16 protein-coding genes are annotated in these 17,714 nt (G+C 62.4%); 8 read left to right on the plus strand and 8 right to left on the minus strand.

Annotation, left to right across the window (positions count from 1 at the left end):
- Positions 1-62: 62 nt before the first annotated feature.
- The 7 genes from ACSE4D_RS08275 to dnaA form a co-directional block, all read right to left on the minus strand.
- On the minus strand, positions 63-908 hold the full coding sequence (locus ACSE4D_RS08275; RefSeq protein ID WP_240689565.1) for a DUF3566 domain-containing protein: 846 nt from the start codon (positions 906-908) through the stop codon (positions 63-65).
- Positions 905-3,466, minus strand: a complete 2,562-nt coding sequence (gyrA, locus tag ACSE4D_RS08280) for a DNA gyrase subunit A (RefSeq protein WP_135537699.1) — start codon at positions 3,464-3,466, stop codon at positions 905-907. The genes ACSE4D_RS08275 and gyrA overlap by 4 nt, the downstream gene beginning before the upstream one ends.
- 88 nt (positions 3,467-3,554) lie before the next feature.
- Positions 3,555-5,552: a DNA topoisomerase (ATP-hydrolyzing) subunit B gene (gyrB, locus tag ACSE4D_RS08285; RefSeq protein ID WP_436327046.1), complete on the minus strand. Its 1,998-nt coding sequence runs from the start codon at positions 5,550-5,552 to the stop codon at positions 3,555-3,557.
- A gap of 256 nt (positions 5,553-5,808) precedes the next feature.
- Positions 5,809-6,321 carry a DUF721 domain-containing protein gene (locus ACSE4D_RS08290; RefSeq protein WP_135537701.1) on the minus strand — a complete coding sequence of 171 codons (513 nt, stop codon included), beginning with the start codon at positions 6,319-6,321 and terminating at the stop codon, positions 5,809-5,811.
- Entirely contained in the window at positions 6,318-7,523 is a 1,206-nt protein-coding gene (gene recF, locus ACSE4D_RS08295) for a DNA replication/repair protein RecF (protein ID WP_135537702.1), read from the minus strand. Before recF ends, ACSE4D_RS08290 begins: the two co-directional genes overlap by 4 nt.
- Positions 7,524-8,663 (minus strand): DNA polymerase III subunit beta, encoded by a 1,140-nt coding sequence (dnaN, locus tag ACSE4D_RS08300; RefSeq protein ID WP_205683292.1) that lies wholly within the window; start codon positions 8,661-8,663, stop codon positions 7,524-7,526.
- Between the two features lie 581 nt (positions 8,664-9,244).
- Positions 9,245-10,921: a chromosomal replication initiator protein DnaA gene (gene dnaA / locus ACSE4D_RS08305; protein WP_436327047.1), complete on the minus strand. Its 1,677-nt coding sequence runs from the start codon at positions 10,919-10,921 to the stop codon at positions 9,245-9,247.
- A gap of 415 nt (positions 10,922-11,336) precedes the next feature.
- Here dnaA and rpmH point away from each other — a divergent pair, with 415 nt between their 5' ends.
- The 7 genes from rpmH (at position 11,337) to ACSE4D_RS08340 (ending at position 15,447) form a co-directional block, all read left to right on the plus strand.
- Positions 11,337-11,474: a 50S ribosomal protein L34 gene (gene rpmH / locus ACSE4D_RS08310; RefSeq protein ID WP_135537704.1), complete on the plus strand. Its 138-nt coding sequence runs from the start codon at positions 11,337-11,339 to the stop codon at positions 11,472-11,474.
- Between the two features lie 2 nt (positions 11,475-11,476).
- A complete protein-coding gene (gene rnpA / locus ACSE4D_RS08315; protein WP_436327048.1) occupies positions 11,477-11,842 on the plus strand; it encodes a ribonuclease P protein component in 366 nt (121 codons plus the stop codon).
- Positions 11,826-12,182: a membrane protein insertion efficiency factor YidD gene (yidD, locus tag ACSE4D_RS08320; RefSeq protein WP_426936898.1), complete on the plus strand. Its 357-nt coding sequence runs from the start codon at positions 11,826-11,828 to the stop codon at positions 12,180-12,182. The genes rnpA and yidD overlap by 17 nt, the downstream gene beginning before the upstream one ends.
- Positions 12,183-12,318: 136 nt before the next feature.
- Complete coding sequence (yidC, locus tag ACSE4D_RS08325; protein ID WP_436327049.1) at positions 12,319-13,272, plus strand: membrane protein insertase YidC; 954 nt, start codon at positions 12,319-12,321, stop codon at positions 13,270-13,272.
- A gap of 10 nt (positions 13,273-13,282) precedes the next feature.
- A complete protein-coding gene (locus ACSE4D_RS08330) occupies positions 13,283-13,828 on the plus strand; it encodes a protein jag (RefSeq protein ID WP_135537707.1) in 546 nt (181 codons plus the stop codon).
- Positions 13,821-14,483 carry a 16S rRNA (guanine(527)-N(7))-methyltransferase RsmG gene (gene rsmG, locus ACSE4D_RS08335; RefSeq protein ID WP_436327050.1) on the plus strand — a complete coding sequence of 221 codons (663 nt, stop codon included), beginning with the start codon at positions 13,821-13,823 and terminating at the stop codon, positions 14,481-14,483. Before ACSE4D_RS08330 ends, rsmG begins: the two co-directional genes overlap by 8 nt.
- Positions 14,484-14,550: 67 nt before the next feature.
- A complete protein-coding gene (locus ACSE4D_RS08340) occupies positions 14,551-15,447 on the plus strand; it encodes a ParA family protein (protein WP_135537709.1) in 897 nt (298 codons plus the stop codon).
- Here ACSE4D_RS08340 and ACSE4D_RS08345 read toward each other — a convergent pair.
- The gene (locus tag ACSE4D_RS08345) at positions 15,364-16,059 is read right to left on the minus strand and encodes a hypothetical protein (protein ID WP_436327051.1); all 696 of its coding nucleotides are present in this window, start codon (positions 16,057-16,059) and stop codon (positions 15,364-15,366) included. The two genes, ACSE4D_RS08340 and ACSE4D_RS08345, sit on opposite strands and share 84 nt — an antisense overlap.
- 67 nt (positions 16,060-16,126) lie before the next feature.
- On the opposite strand from ACSE4D_RS08345, the gene ACSE4D_RS08350 reads away from it, so the two are divergent.
- On the plus strand, positions 16,127-17,353 hold the full coding sequence (locus ACSE4D_RS08350) for a ParB/RepB/Spo0J family partition protein (RefSeq protein ID WP_436327052.1): 1,227 nt from the start codon (positions 16,127-16,129) through the stop codon (positions 17,351-17,353).
- The last annotated feature ends 361 nt before the right edge of the window (positions 17,354-17,714 follow it).

Below are 17,714 nucleotides of genomic sequence, written 5' to 3' on the forward strand. Positions count from 1 at the left end.
CCCGACGGCGGCCCAGCAACCTCGCGCCAAGTTGCTGGGCCGCCGTCGGGTAGCAAATGGGGTCAGTCGTCGGTGAGGGTGAGGCTGAAGCCACCGGCGATGAGGGATCCGATGTTGTAGATGAACGCAGCCAGGGTCGACAGAGCCGTCATCAGCACGATGTTGATCACGGCGATGATGAACCCGGCGGCCACGACTCGGCCGAAGCCGAAGATGCCGACGATGCGCTCGGCCGACTCGGCGCCGGCGAGTTCGCTCATCGTCGATTCGAGACCACTCATCACACCGGTCGCCTGCAGCACGACCCAGAGGACGATGAAGGCGACGATCGTGGCGATGCCGATGGCCACGGACATCAGGAACGACATCTTCATGACCGACCACGGGTCGACCGCGGAGACGGTGAGGCGGACGGTGCGAGGGCCTTTCTTCTTCTTGCCCTTGCCGCTGTCGACCATGTTCTTCACACCCATCTTCACGCCGCCGGAGCTGGCGCGGACGGTGTTGGAAGCGCTTCCCATCGCCGAGGTGGCTGTGCGGTTTCCGCCGCCCGACCCCTGCGAGCCGGTCGGCTGGGACCCGGCCGGCTGAGACCCGGAGGCCTGGGAGCCGGCCGTGGCCGCCTCCTGGGCGCCGGTGTGCGCGGATGGTCCCGAACCTGTCGAAGGAGCCCTGCCGGGCTTCGGCGAAGCCTTCGGCGCGGGCGGAGCGACGACCGTGGCCTTCTGTGAGGTCTGGTTGGCAGAGCCCTGACCGGACGATGCCGGACCGGACGCCCCCTGACCGGAGCCGCTGCCGGTCGCTTCGGCTGACTTCGCGTCGTTCTTCGACGAACCCGCCGTCAGCCGCGTCGAGCCGCTCGACGTCCGTATGATCTTGCCTGAGCCTGGCTGTTTGCTATCGCTCACTCTTCCACATCCTCGTTGCCGGTCTGAGGCTCTGCGACCTCACCTTCCGGGACTTCGGCATCGTCTTCAACTTCGTCCTCGACCTCGGCCTCGGGACCACGGGTCACTGCGATGATACGGTCTTTCTTGCCCGGTTTCGCAAACACAACACCCATGGTGTTGCGTCCCTTCGCCGGAACTTCATCGATGTTCGACCGAACGATCTTGCCCTTCTCCATGACCACGAGGACCTCTTCGCCTTCTTCGACGATGAGCCCGCCCACCAAGTCTCCGCGCTGTTCGGTGATCTTGGCAACCCGGATTCCCAGACCGCCACGGCCCTGCAGACGGTATTCGTCGACGGGGGTCCGCTTCGCGTATCCGCCTTCGGTGACGACGAAGACGTAGGTGTCGGGTTGGACGACATCCATCGTCAGCAGTTCGTCATCGCCCTTGAACTTCATGCCGGTGACGCCTCCGGTGACTCGGCCCAGGGGACGAATCGACTCGTCGTCGGCAGCGAAGCGAATCGACATGCCCTTGCGCGAGATCATCAGCAGGTGGTCTTCGGAACCGACGATGCGGGCCGAGACCAGCTCATCGGGCTGCCCCTTGTATTCGCGCAGGTTGATGGCGATGACACCGCCGGTGCGGTTCGAGTCGTATTCGCTCAGACGCGTCTTCTTCACGACACCCGAACGGGTGGCGAGGATGAGGAACTCCGCTTCCTCATAGTCGCGGATGGACAGGACCTTCGCGATCGACTCACCCGGCTGCAGCGCGAGCAGGTTCGCCACGTGCTGACCCTTCGCGTCGCGTGAGCCCTCGGGCAGCTCATAGGCTTTGGCCCGGTACACCCGGCCGGTGTTCGTGAAGAACAGCAGCCAATTGTGCGTCGAGGTGACGAAGAACTGTTCGACGACGTCATCACCGCGCAGAGCGGCTCCCTTGATCCCCTTGCCGCCACGGTGCTGAGCGCGGTAGAGGTTCGTCTGCGTCCGCTTCGCGTAGCCTCCGCGGGTGATGGTGACGACGACTTCCTCTTCGGGGATGAGGTCCTCGATGGAGACGTCCCCGTCGAATCCGGCGAGGATCTTCGTGCGCCGGTCATCGCCGTAGCGATCGACGATCTCGTCGAGTTCCTCGGACACGATCTCCCGCTGGCGAGCGGGCGTTTCGAGGATGTGGTTGTACTCGGCGATCAGCTGTTCGATCTTGTCGGCCTCTTCCTGGATCTTCAGGCGTTCCAGGGCGGCCAGGCGGCGCAGCTGCAGGTCGAGGATCGCATTGGCCTGGATCTCGTCGACCTCGAGCAGCTCCATGAGTCCGGTCCGGGCCTCGTCGGAGGACGGGGACCGACGGATGAGGGCGATGACCTCATCGAGGGCGTCGAGCGCCTTGAGGTAGCCGCGCAGGATGTGGGCACGTTCCTCGGCCTTGCGCAGACGGAACTGCGTGCGTCGGACGATGACCTCGATCTGGTGCTTGACCCACAGGCGCAGGAAGGAGTCGATGCTCAGCGTGCGCGGCACGCTGTCGACGAGCGCGAGCATGTTCGCCGAGAAGTTCTCCTGCAGCGAGGTGTGCTTGTAGAGGTTGTTGAGCACGACCTTGGCCACGGCATCGCGTTTGAGCACGATGACCAGGCGCTGGCCGGTGCGGCCCGAGGACTCATCGCGCAGGTCCGCGATGCCTGCGACCTTGCCGTCCTTGACGTAGGAGGCGATCTTCGCGGCCAGAGTGTCCGGGTTGACCATGTACGGCAGCTGGGTGACGACGAGGCAGGTGCGGCCCTGGATCTCTTCGACTTCCACGACGGCGCGCTGAGTGATCGAGCCGCGTCCGGTGCGGTAGGTGTCCTCGATGCCCTTGCGGCCGAGGACCGTCGCACCCATCGGGAAGTCGGGGCCCTTGATGATGCCGAGCAGAGCTTCGAGGGCCTCTTCCTTGCTCGCCTCGGGGTGAGTCAGCAGCCACTGGGCGCCGGCGGCGACCTCACGGAGATTGTGCGGCGGGATGTTCGTGGCCATGCCCACGGCGATGCCGGCGGAACCGTTGACCAGAAGGTTCGGGAACCGGGAGGGCAGAACCATGGGTTCCTGGTTGCGCCCGTCGTAGTTGTCCTGGAAGTCGACGGTGCCCTCTTCGATGTCCCGGACCATCTCCATGGCCAAGGGTGCCATCTTGCACTCGGTGTAACGGGGTGCGGCCGCACCGTCGTCGCCCGGAGAACCGAAGTTGCCCTGGCCGGCAACGAGCGGGTAGCGCATCGTCCACGGCTGCACGAGGCGGACCATGGCATCGTAGATCGCCGTGTCACCGTGCGGGTGGTACTGACCCATGACGTCGCCGACGACACGGGAGCACTTGGAGAAGTTGCGGTCGGGGCGGTAGCCGCCGTCGAACATCGCGTAGAGCACACGACGGTGGACCGGTTTGAGTCCGTCGCGGACGTCGGGCAGGGCACGACCGACGATCACGCTCATTGCATAATCGAGGTACGACCTCTGCATCTCGAGGTTGAGATCGACCTGCTCGACCCGGTTGATTTCTGTTCCGATATCGTTCTCGTCAGCCAATGTGGGTTCTTCCCTTGTGTCTTAACCGTATGCGACGGCAGTAGGTGAGTTCGTCAGAGTCTGTCTCCGCCGTCTCCGGCGGTGCTGATCAGATGTCGAGGAAGCGGACGTCCTTCGCGTTCTCCTGGATGAAGCGGCGGCGGGAGTCGACGTCATCGCCCATGAGGACCGTGAAGATCTCATCGGCGACGATCGCATCGTCGAGGGAGACCTGCTTGAGCAGACGATGGTCCGGATCCATCGTCGTCTCCCACAGCTCCTCATAGTTCATCTCGCCCAGACCCTTGTAGCGCTGGATGGCGAGGTCCTTGGGCAGTCGCTTGCCTTCGGCCCGTCCGGTCTCGAGCAGACCGTCGCGCTCTTTGTCCGTGTACGCGAACTGGTGAGGCGCGTTCGACCACTTGAGCCGGTAGAGCGGCGGGGTGGCCAGATACACGTAGCCGTGTTCGATGAGAGGCTTCATGTACCGGAAGATCAGGGTCAGCAGCAGGGTCGTGATGTGCTGACCGTCGACATCGGCGTCGGCCATGAGGACGATCTTGTGGTAGCGCAGCTTGTCGAGGTCGAATTCCTCACCGATGCCGGTGCCGAAGGCGGTGATCATCGCCTGGACCTCGTTGTTGCCCAGGGCCCGGTCGAGGCGGGCCTTCTCGACGTTGAGGATCTTACCGCGCAGCGGCAGGATCGCCTGCGTATTCGGGTTGCGTCCCTGGGTCGCGGAGCCGCCGGCGGAGTCACCCTCGACGATGAAGACTTCGGAGATCGTCGGGTCCTTCGACTGGCAGTCCTTGAGCTTGCCGGGCATGCCCGAGGACTCGAGGAGTCCCTTGCGTCGGGTGGCCTCACGGGCCTTGCGGGCGGCGAGACGAGCCTGCGAGGCCTGCAGCGCCTTGCGCACGACATCCTTGCCCTGAGCCGGATTCGACTCGAACCAGTGCCCGAGCTCATCGCGGACCACCCGCTGGACGAAGCCCTTGATCTCGGAGTTGCCCAACTTCGTCTTCGTCTGTCCCTCGAACTGCGGATCGGCGAGCTTGACGGAGATGACGGCGGTCAGCCCCTCGCGGATGTCGTCGCCGGTGAGGTTGGGATCCTTCTCGCGGATCAGCTTCTGCTCCCGGGCGTAGTTGTTGACCAGGGAGGTCAGTGCGGTGCGGAAGCCCTCTTCGTGGGTGCCGCCCTCATGGGTGTTGATGACATTGGCGTAGGTGTGGACGGATTCGTTGTAGGCCGTCGTCCACTGCATCGCGATCTCGAGCGAGAGGGTCTGTTCGCCCTCCTCGGCTTCGAAGACGATGACATCGGGGTTGACGAGGTCGACCTTCTTCGACGAGTTGAGGTACTGGACGTAGTCGAGCAGACCGTGCTCGTAGTTGTACGTCACCGAGCGCGGCTTCCACTCGTCGGCCTCGTCTTCGTCGATCTGGACATCCGAGTCGTCGACCTCGTTGTGGCGCTCATCGGTGAGGCTGATCTTCAGCCCCTTGTTGAGGAAGGCCATCTGCTGGAACCGCGCGCGCAGATACTCATAGGAGAAGTCCGTGGTCTCGAAGATCGAGGCATCCGGCCAGAAGGTCACGGTCGTCCCGGTCTCCTCCGTCTCCTCACCGCGCCGCAGCTCACCGGTGGGCACACCGCGGACGAAGTCCATCGACCACGTGTAGCCATCGCGCTTGACCTCGACGGCCAGGCGTTCGGAGAGGGCGTTGACGACCGTCGATCCCACACCGTGGAGACCGCCGGCCACGGCGTAGCCGCCTCCGCCGAACTTGCCGCCGGCGTGGAGGACCGTGAGGATCACCTCGACGGTGGGCTTGTTCTCCGTGGGGTGCATCGCCACCGGCATTCCGCGCCCGTCGTCGGTGACCTGGACGCCGCCGTCAGCGAGGATCGTCACCTCGATATGGTCGCAGTAGCCGGCCATCGCCTCGTCGACCGAGTTGTCGACGATCTCCTGAACGAGGTGGTGGAGACCACGTTCCGAGGTCGAACCGATGTACATGCCGGGTCGTTTCCGGACTGCCTCGAGACCCTCGAGTACCGTGATGTCGCCGGCATCATAATGAGGCTGATCCTCGGTCGTCATGTGACTCCTTGTTCGGATGGTCGCTATCAGCTCCCCATTCTACCGCGCTGTGGGCTGAAATGCCCGTAAGCGGCCTGAGAAGGCGGATTTCCCGAATTTTCGGACCGCAGATGTACCCCCGGACACCTACGGGACCGGCTGTGGCCGTTTAAGGCCCTCTGAGTTCTTCCCAGAAACTGAGCGCCGGCACCGAGTTCCGACGGTCCCGCACAGGAGATCGCCCCGCACAGGAGATCGCCGAGGCGGCTGCGTCCTTTCACCCGAATGTGTCCCGCGGGCCGCGGCCGGCCACCGACCGCCGACCCCGTTTGAAGCTGCGTCCCTGCGGACCCTTGATCTCGATCTCCGTGATCGTGGCCGAACCCAGCCCCTCTTCGAGGCGGCGCAGGATCGTCGGTTTGAGCACGCGCAGCTGAGTCGCCCACGTCGTCGAGTCAGCGGCGATGACGAGCAGCGGCGGTGAGAAGTCGACAGGAGTCGCATGTTGGGCCACCTGCTGGCCGACGAGATCGGGCCACCGCCCCAGGACCTTGCCGATGTCGAGGGAAGAGGACCAGCCGCGGTCGGAGATCAGGGAACCGAGCACGGACGACACCGACTTCGGGTCGCGTCCGTCCTTGCCCGATCCCGAGTACACGACTTCCCCGCGCAGGCGGGATCGGCGCCGGCTGCGGACGAACTTCGCTTCTGTGACCTCCATGCGGCGAACCCGATCGAGCGCTTCGAGGGCAGCGACAGGAGTGGAGAAGTCCCGGACGATTCCGCTCATGAGGCGCTCCGGGTCGAGCTCTCGCTCTCTGCCTGGTGCTCACTCGCCGGCGGATTCGCACTCGCCGGCCCGTCGGCGCCGGCGAACAGTCCGGCCTGGTCGATCCGGGTACCTTCGAGTCCTTCGGGCAGATCCGAATCGACGGCGGCGGTGATGAAGACCTGTTCGGCGGCCGTGACTCGCGAGGCCAGGCGGTTGCGCCGGCCCGTGTCGAGCTCGGCAAAGACGTCGTCGAGGACGAGGATCGGCTGTTCGGCGGCGGAGCCGGCATCGGCAGAGAGCAGGTCCCATCCGGCCAGCTGCATGGCCAGGGCCAGCGACCAGGTCTCCCCGTGAGAGGCGTAGCCCTTCGCCGGATGCGAACCGATGCGCAGCGAGAGGTCGTCACGTCCCGGGCCGTGCAGCGTGAGTCCGCGTTCGATCTCCGTGGTGCGGCGCCGGTCGAGTGCCTCCAGCAGCAGCTCTCTGCACTCGGCGGCGGAGCCGGCCTGAGAATAGTCGATGCGCGAATCGTAGGAGATGTGCGCACCTTGGCGTTCGAGCCGCGCGTCGGCGGCGATGTAGGCGAAGTTCTCCTGCAGAGGGGCCACGATGTCGGACAGGATCCGCTGCCGGCCGAAGATGAGCTCGGACGCGGAATCGGCGTAGGCCATGTTCCAGATGTCCAGAGTCGCCTCGAGGCCGGGATCACGATCTTCGCGCAGTCGCTTCAACAGCGCATTGCGCTGTTTGAGAGCGCGTTCGAAGTCCGTGATGATCGAGGCGAAACGCGGATTGCGCGCCACGACGAGGGTGTCGATCCATGAGCGACGCTCCGCCGGTTCGCCGCGGACCAGGCTGAGGTCCTCGGGGGCGAAGATGACACAGGAGACGAGGCCGAGGATGTCCTTGAGCTTGACCGCGTTCCGATTGACCCGGGCTCGGTTGGCCCCTTTGGCCTGAATGGTGACTTCGACGGTGGCATGCCGCTGTTCCCGTCTGACCAGTGCCGAGACCGTCGCGGCCGGGCGGTCCTCGTGCACCAGTGGGGCGTCGAAGGCCACTCGGTGGGAGCGCTGATGGGCGAGGTACCCGATCGCCTCGACGATATTGGTCTTGCCTGTCCCGTTGTCCGCCACGAAAGTGGTGACTCCGGGAGAGAACTCGAGGTCGAGTTCCGGATACGACCGAAAGTCACGCAGGGAGAGTCGGGATATCCACATTCAGATCCGCGTGGGCATGAGCAGGTAGCGATACGACTCGTCGGCGGGGCCGTCGAGTTCCTTCTGCCCGGAGATGATGACCGGCTTCATCGGCTGGGTGAAGGAGAAGTTCACATAGGGGCTCTCGACCGCTGCGAGCCCCTCGGCGATGTAGTGCGGGTTGAAGCCGACCGTGATCTCCTCGCCCTGGAGAGTCGCTTCGACGGCTTCCGAGGCCTGCGCGTCGTCACCGGTGCCGGCATGGAGGGTGAGCATTCCGTCGGTGACTTCGAATCGCAGCGGGGTGTTGCGCTCAGCCACGAGAGAGACACGACGGACGGCTTCGCGCAGCACAGCGGTCTCGACGATGGCGTGGATCGGCACCGAGTCCGGGAACAGTGACCGGACCTTCGGGTATTCGCCCTCGACGAGCAGTGATGTCGTGACTCGCCCGGCCGAGGTGAACGAGATGAGGTCCTTGCCCGCATCGGTGCTCAGACCGATGGTGACATCGCCGCCGAGGGATTTCGAGACATCGGATAGTGTGCGCCCGCGCAGCAGTGCCACGGCGGAGACATCGGGGCGACCGGGGTGCCAGGTGAACTCGCGGACAGCCAGACGGTACCGGTCGGTGGCGAGCAGAGTGACCTTCTCGCCCTCGATCTCAACGCGGACGCTGGTGAGGATCGGCAGGGTGTCGTCCTTCGAGGTCGCGATCGTGACCTGGGAGACGGCGTTCTGGAACTCGCCTGCGGACACGGTTCCGGAGTCTTCGGGAACCTGCGGCAGTGCCGGGTATTCGGCCACGGGCATGGTCATCAGCGAGAAGCGCGAGGAGCCGCAGGTGACGTCGACCTTCGCATCGATCTGTTCGAGGGTGACCTCTTGATTCGGCAGAGCCTTGGAGATGTCGGCGAGCAGTCGTCCGGATACGAGCACGGTTCCGGCGGAGGCGACATCGGCGGCGATCTCGACACGGGAGGAGACTTCGTAGTCGAAGACGGCCAGACGGACGGTGCCACCGGCTTCGGCAGTGATGAGGATGCCTGTGAGGACCGGAGCGGAAGGACGGTTGGGCAGAGTCTTGGTCGCCCAGGTCACCGCGTCGGCGAGTACATCGCGATTGACTTTGAACTTCAAGGGGGATGCTTCCGCGTTCACTTTACTCCTTCGGGGTGGCCACCCGACCTGCTCAGGGCATCTGGCACAAGACTCTGGGTTGCACGGCACAGGCTCGATACTGCTCGGAAAACTTTACACAGCCTATCGGATGAATGACCACCTCAGCAGAGGCGATCAGGAGGGCTGCAGCGAAAGTGCACGTGGGAGTGCCGAAAAGGGCTCAGAAGAGGGTGAATCTCGGATCCGAGAACTGGCTGAGATCCTGTGTTCGAATATTCTCCGGCTCGTCATCCCGTTGAACCCGAGCTCCGGAGCTCGGTGCTCACCGAGCGAAGCAGTCGGTGGCGGTCGCCCTCTTAAGAGTTGAATTCACTTGGTAGAAGTATCAGCACCTGTGGAGACTGTGGACAAGTGCTGCTTACCCCCGAGTAGTCAAGGGAACGAGCCGCTTATGGACCTGTGGATGCCTTGTGCACCGCGACGAGGGCGTCGGTGGGCGCTTGGGTAAACACAAGCATGTAGTTCACATCTTTCCACTCAGGCAGCTGGTCTGTCCACCGGTCTGTCCCCAGCTGTGAGCAATTGTCCCCAGGGTTATCCACAGATGTGCATACCGCGTTCTATAGGCGGTGCTGTTGTTTAATGCGGTTTGTGAGTTCAGTGACCTGCGTGTAGACGGCTCGTCTTTCGGCCATCTGAGTTCGAATCTTCTTGTTCGCGTGCATAACGGTGGTGTGGTCGCGTCCGCCGAAGGCCTGACCGATCTTCGGCAGGGACAGATCGGTGAGCTCCCGGCACAGGTACATCGCGATCTGTCGGGCCGTGGTCAGGGTGCGGGAACGCGAAGTGCCGCACAGGTCGTCGAGCGTGAGGCTGAAGTAGGCAGCGGTCTGACCCATGATGTCGGCGGCAGTCACCGCAGGAGTGTCGTCCTGGGTGATGAAGTCCTTGAGGACGGTCGCGGCCAGGGAGACATCGATCTGCTGGTCGTTGAGGTTCGCGAACGCGGTGACGCGGATGAGTGCCCCTTCGAGTTCGCGGATGTTCGAGGACACACGGGAGGCGATGTATTCGAGGACATCGTCGGGGACATCGAGGTGTTCGGCGGCGGCTTTGCGCCGTAGAATCGCGAACCGGGTCTCCATATCCGGCGGCTGCACGTCGGTGAGCAGGCCCCATTCGAAGCGGGAGCGCAGCCGCTCCTCGAACCCTTTGAGCATCTTCGGCGGCTGGTCGGAGGTGATGACGACCTGCTTGGCCTCATTGTGCAGAGCATTGAAGGTATGGAAGAACTCTTCGACCGTCGCATCCTTGCCCTGCAGGAACTGGATGTCGTCGATCATGAGGATGTCGACTTCGCGATACCGACGCTGGAAGGCCGGGCGCAGCGCGTTCGAGGTCTTCGACGAACCGATCGTGTTGATGAAGTCGTTGACGAACTCTTCGCTCGAGACGTACTTGACGCGGATCTCAGGGAAGAGCTGAGTCGCGTAGTAGCCGATCGCGTGGAGCAGGTGGGTCTTGCCGAGTCCCGAATCCCCATAGATGAACAGAGGATTGTAGGCCTTGGCAGGAGCTTCGGCGACGGCGAAGGCCGCAGCATGGGCGAAGCGGTTCGAAGCACCGATGACGAAGGTGTCGAAGGTGTACTTCGGGTTGAGCTGGGCGACGCCGGGAGCATCGACGGGCGGGACCATGGGGGCGGCGGTCGCCTCGGCGATCTTGAGTTCGCGCTCGGTCATCCCCTGCGTCGACCGTGCCTGGTGTGTCTGCGGCATCTGCGGTGCGGCAGGTGCCTGGTGGCCGGTCGGGTGACCGAAATCCTGCCCGGCGGGTGCCGGCGCCAGGGAGGGGGCAGCCTCGGTGCGCGGTGATTCCGGATTCGGCTGCTGAGCCTCGGGCATCGGCCGCTGGTCCTGGACCGGGGCGGGAGCTCCCGTCGCCGAGGTGGAGGTGACCGGATCGATGGGAACCTGAGGTCCCGGGGTCGGTTCCCCGATGAGATCTTCGAAGCGGATCGGCACGTCGAGTTCGGGATCGACGACGAAGCCGAAAGTCACGTCGAAGCCGAGAACCTTGGAGAACTCCCTGGTCAGAGGACCGAGAAGTCGAGTCTCGATGGTGCGGCGGGTGTGTTCGTCGCGCACGGCGAGGAGAACGAGCGCATTGTCCACGAGGGCTTTGGGCACAGCGAGGGAGAGGAATCCCTTCTGATGCGCCGTGAGTTCCGGGTCCTGATCCAGGGTTGAGACCACCGTGCGCCAGCGGCTGATGAGCTCATTCTTGGAGTTCGACACCGTCAATCTTCCTCAACTTTCAAAATATTCGTTCTCGGCGTGATCCACACCTGTGCATGACTTCCACATAGTTTTCCACAGATTGTGGACTCGTGCTGGCTCAGGCCAGTGAATCTCCACACTCGTGGATAAGCTTGTGGAAAACTACATGGGTGTGACTTGTGGACGAGGTCGGATGGCGCGGATGTGAACCGTGATGAATTTTCGCCGAGCGTGATGTGAAACATGGGAGCCGCGTTTGACCGTCTGGTTGCGGCCTCGCTAAGATGGAGTGTCCTGTGTACCGGGCTTCATCCGATTATCCTGATCATCTTTTGGCTCTTATGCACAGGAGTGCTCGGCGGTCGAGACTCTCACCGCCGTTTTTTGTGAGAACGCACCGGCGTTCACCCGCAACCTAGAATCGGAGACTGAAGTGAGCAAGCGTACATTCCAGCCCAATAACCGTAAGCGCGCCAAGAAGCACGGCTTCCGTCTGCGCATGCGTACCCGTGCAGGCCGTTCGATCCTGGCCGCACGTCGTCGCAAGGGACGTTCCGAACTTTCGGCCTGAGTGTGCTTGACGCGGCGCACCGGATCCGCAGCGGCGAGGACTTCAGACGAGTCTTCAGAGCCGGTGTCCGGGTGCGCTCAGAGCATCTCATGGCGCACTGCCTGAGAGGCACCGATGATACCCACGCTCCTCGCGTGGGTTTCATCGTATCCAAGGCCGTCGGCAACGCCGTGGTGCGCAACCGCACGAAGCGGCGTCTGCGCGAGATCATGCGCCCGCGTCTGGGCGAACTGAGAGCCGGAGAGCTGTTCGTGCTCCGGGCGCTGCCGCACGCGGCCGACGCGGAGTTCTCGGTCCTCGAGGCCGAGGTCGATCAGCTGTTGGCCAAGGCACAGAAGAAGCTGGAACATCGTGGACGCCGAGCATGATCTGAAACATGTCTCCGAGGTGCCCGGCCGTCCGTCCGGCTTCTGGCCGACGGTGGGGTGGATCGTCCGGATCGGGCCGCGCATGCCGTTCGTCTGGTTCATCCGGGCCTATCGGATCGTGGTCTCACCTCTGTACGGCCAAGTATGCCGCTACTATCCCAGCTGTTCCATGTACGGCCTCGAGGCCTTCGAGATACACGGAGTTCTCAAGGGACTGGTGTTAACTGGATGGCGCATACTGCGATGCAACCCGTGGTCCCACGGCGGAGTCGACCACGTGCCGGGTTCGGCGCGGGAGGCCAGATCGAAGACCATTCACGGCGGCGAGGCCCGCAGCTGAAGAACACAGACCACATAGGTCCCCGCAAACACGCGGATCGGCGGACTGGCTCGGGGCGCGTCGAGCGTGTCGCGCCAACCGATGAACAATGGCAAAATGAACGATCGTGACGAATCGTTGTAACGAGGAGAACTGAATGGGATGGATCGACAACCTGCTCTACCCGCTGCAGTGGGTAGTGGCATGGATCCTTGCGATCTTTCATGAGATCTTTACTGCTGTCGGCCTGCCCGCAGACAACGGCTGGACCTGGGTGCTGTCGATCGCCGGACTGACCGTGGTCATCCGCGCTCTGCTCATCCCTCTCTTCGTCTACCAGATCAAGTCGCAGCGCAAGATGCAGCTCCTGCAGCCGGAGATCCAGCGCCTCCAGGCGAAGTACAAGGGCAAGAAGGACCAGTACTCGCGTCAGGCCATGGCCGAAGAGCAGATGGCGCTGTTCCGCGACAACAAGACCAGCCCATGGGCGTCATGTCTGCCGCTTCTCGTGCAGATGCCGATCTTCTTCTCGCTCTTCCGCGTCATCCGCAACATGCCGCAGGTCGCGAACGGGTCGATGGACGCTATCGGCGGTTTCACACGGGATCTCGCGGTTCAGGCCGAGAGCTCCTCGGTCTTCGGCATTCACCTCTCCGCTGTGTTCACCGATCCGGGAGTCTCGGTCAAGCTCCTCACCGGTGTCCTCATCGTCATCATGGCCGGCACGATGTTCATCACGCAGAAGCAGATGATGGCGAAGAACATGTCGGAGTCCGCTATGGCGAACCCGATGATGCAGTCGCAGAAGATGCTTCTCTACGTCATGCCGCTGGTCTTCGGCTTCGGCGGTATCTACTTCCCGCTCGGTGTTCTCATCTACTGGCTGGTCTCGAACTCCTGGACGATGGCCCAGCAGCACATGGTCATCCGCAATATGCCCGCACCCGGTTCGAAAGCCGAGAAGGAGATGCTTGAGCGCAAGGCTCGCAAGGGCAAGACTGTGAAGCAGGAAGAGATCCAGGGCCAGACCGCCACCGAGGAGGCCGCGAAGAAGAGTGGCCAACGGCAGCAGCCCGTGAGCAAGAACCGCAAGAAGAACAAGAAGCGCTGAGGACACGAACATGACCGAAGAGAAGATCGACGAGACCTCCGAGCAGACAGCTGAGGAGACCTCGACCAAGCCGAGCCGTGCCGAGCTCCTCGAAGAAGAGGGTGAGATCGCCGCGGACTACCTCGAAGAGCTTCTGGATCTTGCCGATATCGACGGAGATATCGATATCGATGTCGCCGACGGTCGTGCACAGCTGTCGATCGTCTGCGAGGACGACGAGGATTCGAACCTGAAGACCCTCGTGGGCAAGGAAGGGCGCACCCTCGGAGCTCTGCAGGAGCTGTCCCGACTGACCGTGCAGACGCAGACCGGTCAGCGGTCTTGGCTGATGCTCGACATCGACGGCTACCGCAACAGCAGGCGCGATGAGCTCATCAAGAAGGCGAATCGTGCCTTCGACGAGGTCAAGGACGGCGGCGAGGAGTTCGCCTTCAAACCGATGAACAGCTTCGAACGCAAGATCATTCACGACCAGGCGGCACGTGCCGGTCTGGTGTCGGAATCCGAGGGCGAAGGCGACGGTCGTCATGTCGTCGTCCGGCTCGCCGATGACTGATCTGCCTGAGACCGGCAGCGAACTGCCCGAGATCGAAACGCCGCCTGTCGGCACCGAGGAGTACTTCGGTGCGGCATTCCCCGCGGCTCAGCGCTACGTCGAACATCTGGCGACCACCGGCATCGAATGGGGTCTCATCGGACCCCGTGAGGTCGACCGACTGTGGACTCGTCACATCCTCAACTGCGCCGTCGTCGCCGAATACGTCGGTGAGAGCGACGTCGTCGGTGATGTCGGCAGCGGAGCCGGCCTGCCCGGGATCCCGATTGCACTGCTGCGTCCCGACGCGAAGATCGTCCTCATCGAACCGATGGAACGACGCGTCGAATGGCTGAGCATGGTCGTCGATGATCTGGGTCTGGAGAATGTCCGGATCGTCCGCGCCCGTGTCGAGGAGCTCGTGGACGAGGAGATGTTCACCGTCGTCACAGCACGAGCGGTCAAGGCGATGACGACTCTCATCGAATGGACGCGTGAAGTGATCAGCCCTGGAGGCCGTATCCTGGCGCTCAAGGGAGCCTCGGTCGAGGACGAGCTGGTCAAAGCGAAGAAACTGATCAAGCGATATCGGCTCTCGCAGCCGAAGATCCACGTCGTCGATGGCGGCGGCATTCTCGAGGTCCCGAGTCGTGTCGTCGAGATCGTGAAGAAATAGTACGAAGTAGAGTTGGTCTAGGCTGGATGAGAGCCTTGTGAAACCGATGGATGATGGAGTGCGCCCTATGCCGATCATGGATGAGTCGTCTCCCATTGGTGCCGCGATTGCACGGGACAACCGGCGTGCGGATCGACTGTCGCAGACAACCTTTCCACGGCCGGATGACACCCGCATCTTCACGATCGCGAACCAGAAGGGCGGGGTCGGGAAGACCACGACGGCGGTGAACATCGCAGCGGCGCTGGCCAACCAGGGCCTCAACGTCCTGCTCATCGACATCGATCCGCAGGGCAATGCGAGTACGGCTCTGGGAATCGATCATTATTCCGAGGTCACGAGCATCTACGACGTACTCATCGACGATGTCCCGATGCGTCAGGCCGTGGCTCAGTGCCCGGATTTCGACACACTCACATGCGTGCCTGCCACCATCGATCTCGCCGGAGCCGAGATCGAGTTGGTCTCATTGGTCGCTCGCGAGCAGCGACTGCAGCGGTCTCTGGGCATCTATCTCAGCGAAGAGGAAGCCGCCGGGAACCGGGTCGATTACGTCATCATCGATTGCCCGCCGAGCCTCGGTCTGCTCACTGTCAACGCCTTTGTTGCCGCTCGCGAGGTTCTCATCCCGATTCAGTGCGAATACTACGCACTCGAGGGCCTGAGCCAGCTGCTGAAGAACATCCAGCTCATCCAGAAGCACCTCAATCCGGCGTTGGCGATCTCAACGATTCTGCTCACGATGTATGACGGGCGGACGAACCTCAGTGCACAGGTCGCCGAGGATGTCCGCACTCACTTCCCGGAACAGGTTCTCGGTACGGCGATTCCGCGTTCAGTGCGGATCTCGGAGGCTCCGAGCTACGGGCAGACCGTGATCTCATATGATCCACATTCGAGCGGTGCACTCTCGTACCGAGAGGCCGCAGAAGAAATCGCGAATCGAGGAGTAAGTCGTGGCTGAACGCAAGAAGAGGGGCCTGGGACGCGGCCTCGGAGCACTGATCCCCGACGCGAACTCCAGTGATCGTCCAGTCGATGTCTTCTTCTCCGGCGGGAATGGCGAAGACGGCAAGAGTGAGGGTGAACACAAGACCTCCCGGACCGCTCGTACCGATCCTGCTGCTTCGATGCAGTCCTCACGCCGTCGCAAACCCAAGGCCGGATCTGCAGTGAAGACGGAGAACGAAGCGAAGTCGTCGGACTCGGACTCGTCGAAGTCGTCGACAGCGAAGACAGCGAAATCATCGACCGCGAGTACCTCTCCGAAGACGGCAGCGAAGACGACCACGAAGACGGCAGCGAAGACGACGGCGTCCAAGAGTGCTGGTGCGACTGGCTCATCGTCGAAAACAGCTGCAGGTAAGACGTCCAGTGGAAAGCCAGCGCGCTCGAGCTCGACGACGAAGTCGACCGGCGGCACGAAATCGACGAAGACCGCTGCGGGGGCGACCAAGTCGGCATCCGGTACTCGAAGTACGACGTCGCCTTCCACAACCGCTGCTGCGTCTTCCAACGCCGTTTCCGGGTCTTCCAACGCCGCTTCTGTACCAAAGACAACTACTGCAGCGGACAAGGATGATACTCCAGCGGGGAAGGCCAATACTGCCGCAGACAAGTCCACAGCGTCGTCAAAGAAGGACGTGGGCTCCAAAACCGTCGAGCCTCAGAAGACCGCAGGTTCCCCAGCCTCCGATCAATCGACTCAGATTGCTGAATCATCCCCGAATGCCGTCGCGGATACCCAGGCAGAGAATCCGGATTCTGTCTCTTCAACCGCTGAGTCATCATCGGACGTCCGTGAAACGCATCCCGGTGTCTACACATCATCCGGCTATGACCCGGCCGACAGCAAGGCTGATCAGGACGAAGGCAACGAAGACACCGATAACGTATCAACTACAACAGTAGTGGATACTGCTGATAGTGACGCCTCGGGCGATGAGGTCGCGGCTTCTTCCGACGCAGCGAGTGCAGACGACGAGTCTTCAACCTCAGAAGACTCCGCTGCCGCCGGTGATGAAGAAGCAGATCCGCACGATGGCGTCGAATCGATCCCGGACACGGAGTTCGGTGAGATCGACGTCGACCTCATCGATGCGAACCCCCGTCAGCCCCGAACGGTCTTCGATGAGGATCTCCTGGCCGAGCTGGTTCACAGTATTCGGGAGATCGGAGTCCTGCAGCCGGTTGTCGTCCGGCAGAAGCCCAGTGATCGGTCGCGCTTCGAACTCATCATGGGTGAGCGTCGTCTGCGAGCGACGAAGGACGCTGGGCTCCCGACGATTCCTGCGATCATTCGATATGTCGAAGACACGGATTTACTCCGAGACGCACTTCTCGAGAACCTGCATCGGGCGGAACTGAATCCGCTGGAAGAAGCGGCCGCCTATGGTCAGCTGCTCGAAGACTTCGGATGCACGCAGGAAGAACTGTCCGAACGCATCGGTCGTTCCCGTCCACAGATCTCGAATACTCTGCGTCTGCTGCGTCTTCCGCCGCTTGTTCAGCGCCGGGTTGCGGCGGGCGTGATTTCGGCCGGCCACGCGAGAGCGATCCTGGGACTGCGCGAACCCGAACATATGGAAGTTCTTGCGCAGCGCATTGTCGCGGAGGGACTGTCCGTGCGTGCATCGGAAGAAGCTGTTGTGTTGCTCAACCGCGGTGACTCGGTGAATGTTTCACGTGCAACGACGAAGGTGTCTCCGGAATTCATCGCGGTTGCCGAACGACTCGGCGATCGCTTGGATACGAAGGTGAACATCTCCGTCGGTAAGCGTAAGGGAAAACTGAGCGTAGAGTTCGCTAACCAAGAGGATCTCGATCGCATTCTTGGCCTGTTGGGAATTTCTGGCGAAGAAGACGGCTGAACTCCAGAGGTGAAAAGAGTCAACGCCCGGCGGGTGTCACCGCCGGGCGTTGTGCTATCCACACTGAGACTTGGGTTTTAATGTCCAGCGGTTCGCTTCATGAATGAATGATTCTGCGGCCAAAAGGCTGATTGCCCTTGCTGAGCTCGGCAGCTTCGAATACGGATTGATGCTCGAGCCATTTTTGTAGCTCCAGGCTCCTGTGCCCCTTGGAGGTTGACCGCATCTACCGGTGGCTTTCCGGTCCTCACCGGAGAATATAGTTCTTCCTTTGGCGCTGTGAGATGCTTGCTCCCCGGGTTGCCTACCCGCCCCGGTGTAATAGCAACTTCGCAAAGGTTAACGCGAAGTGCAGTCGCAA

It is taken from the genome of Brevibacterium sp. FAM 27836 (genome assembly GCF_051351055.1).
GTDB lineage: Bacteria > Actinomycetota > Actinomycetes > Actinomycetales > Brevibacteriaceae > Brevibacterium.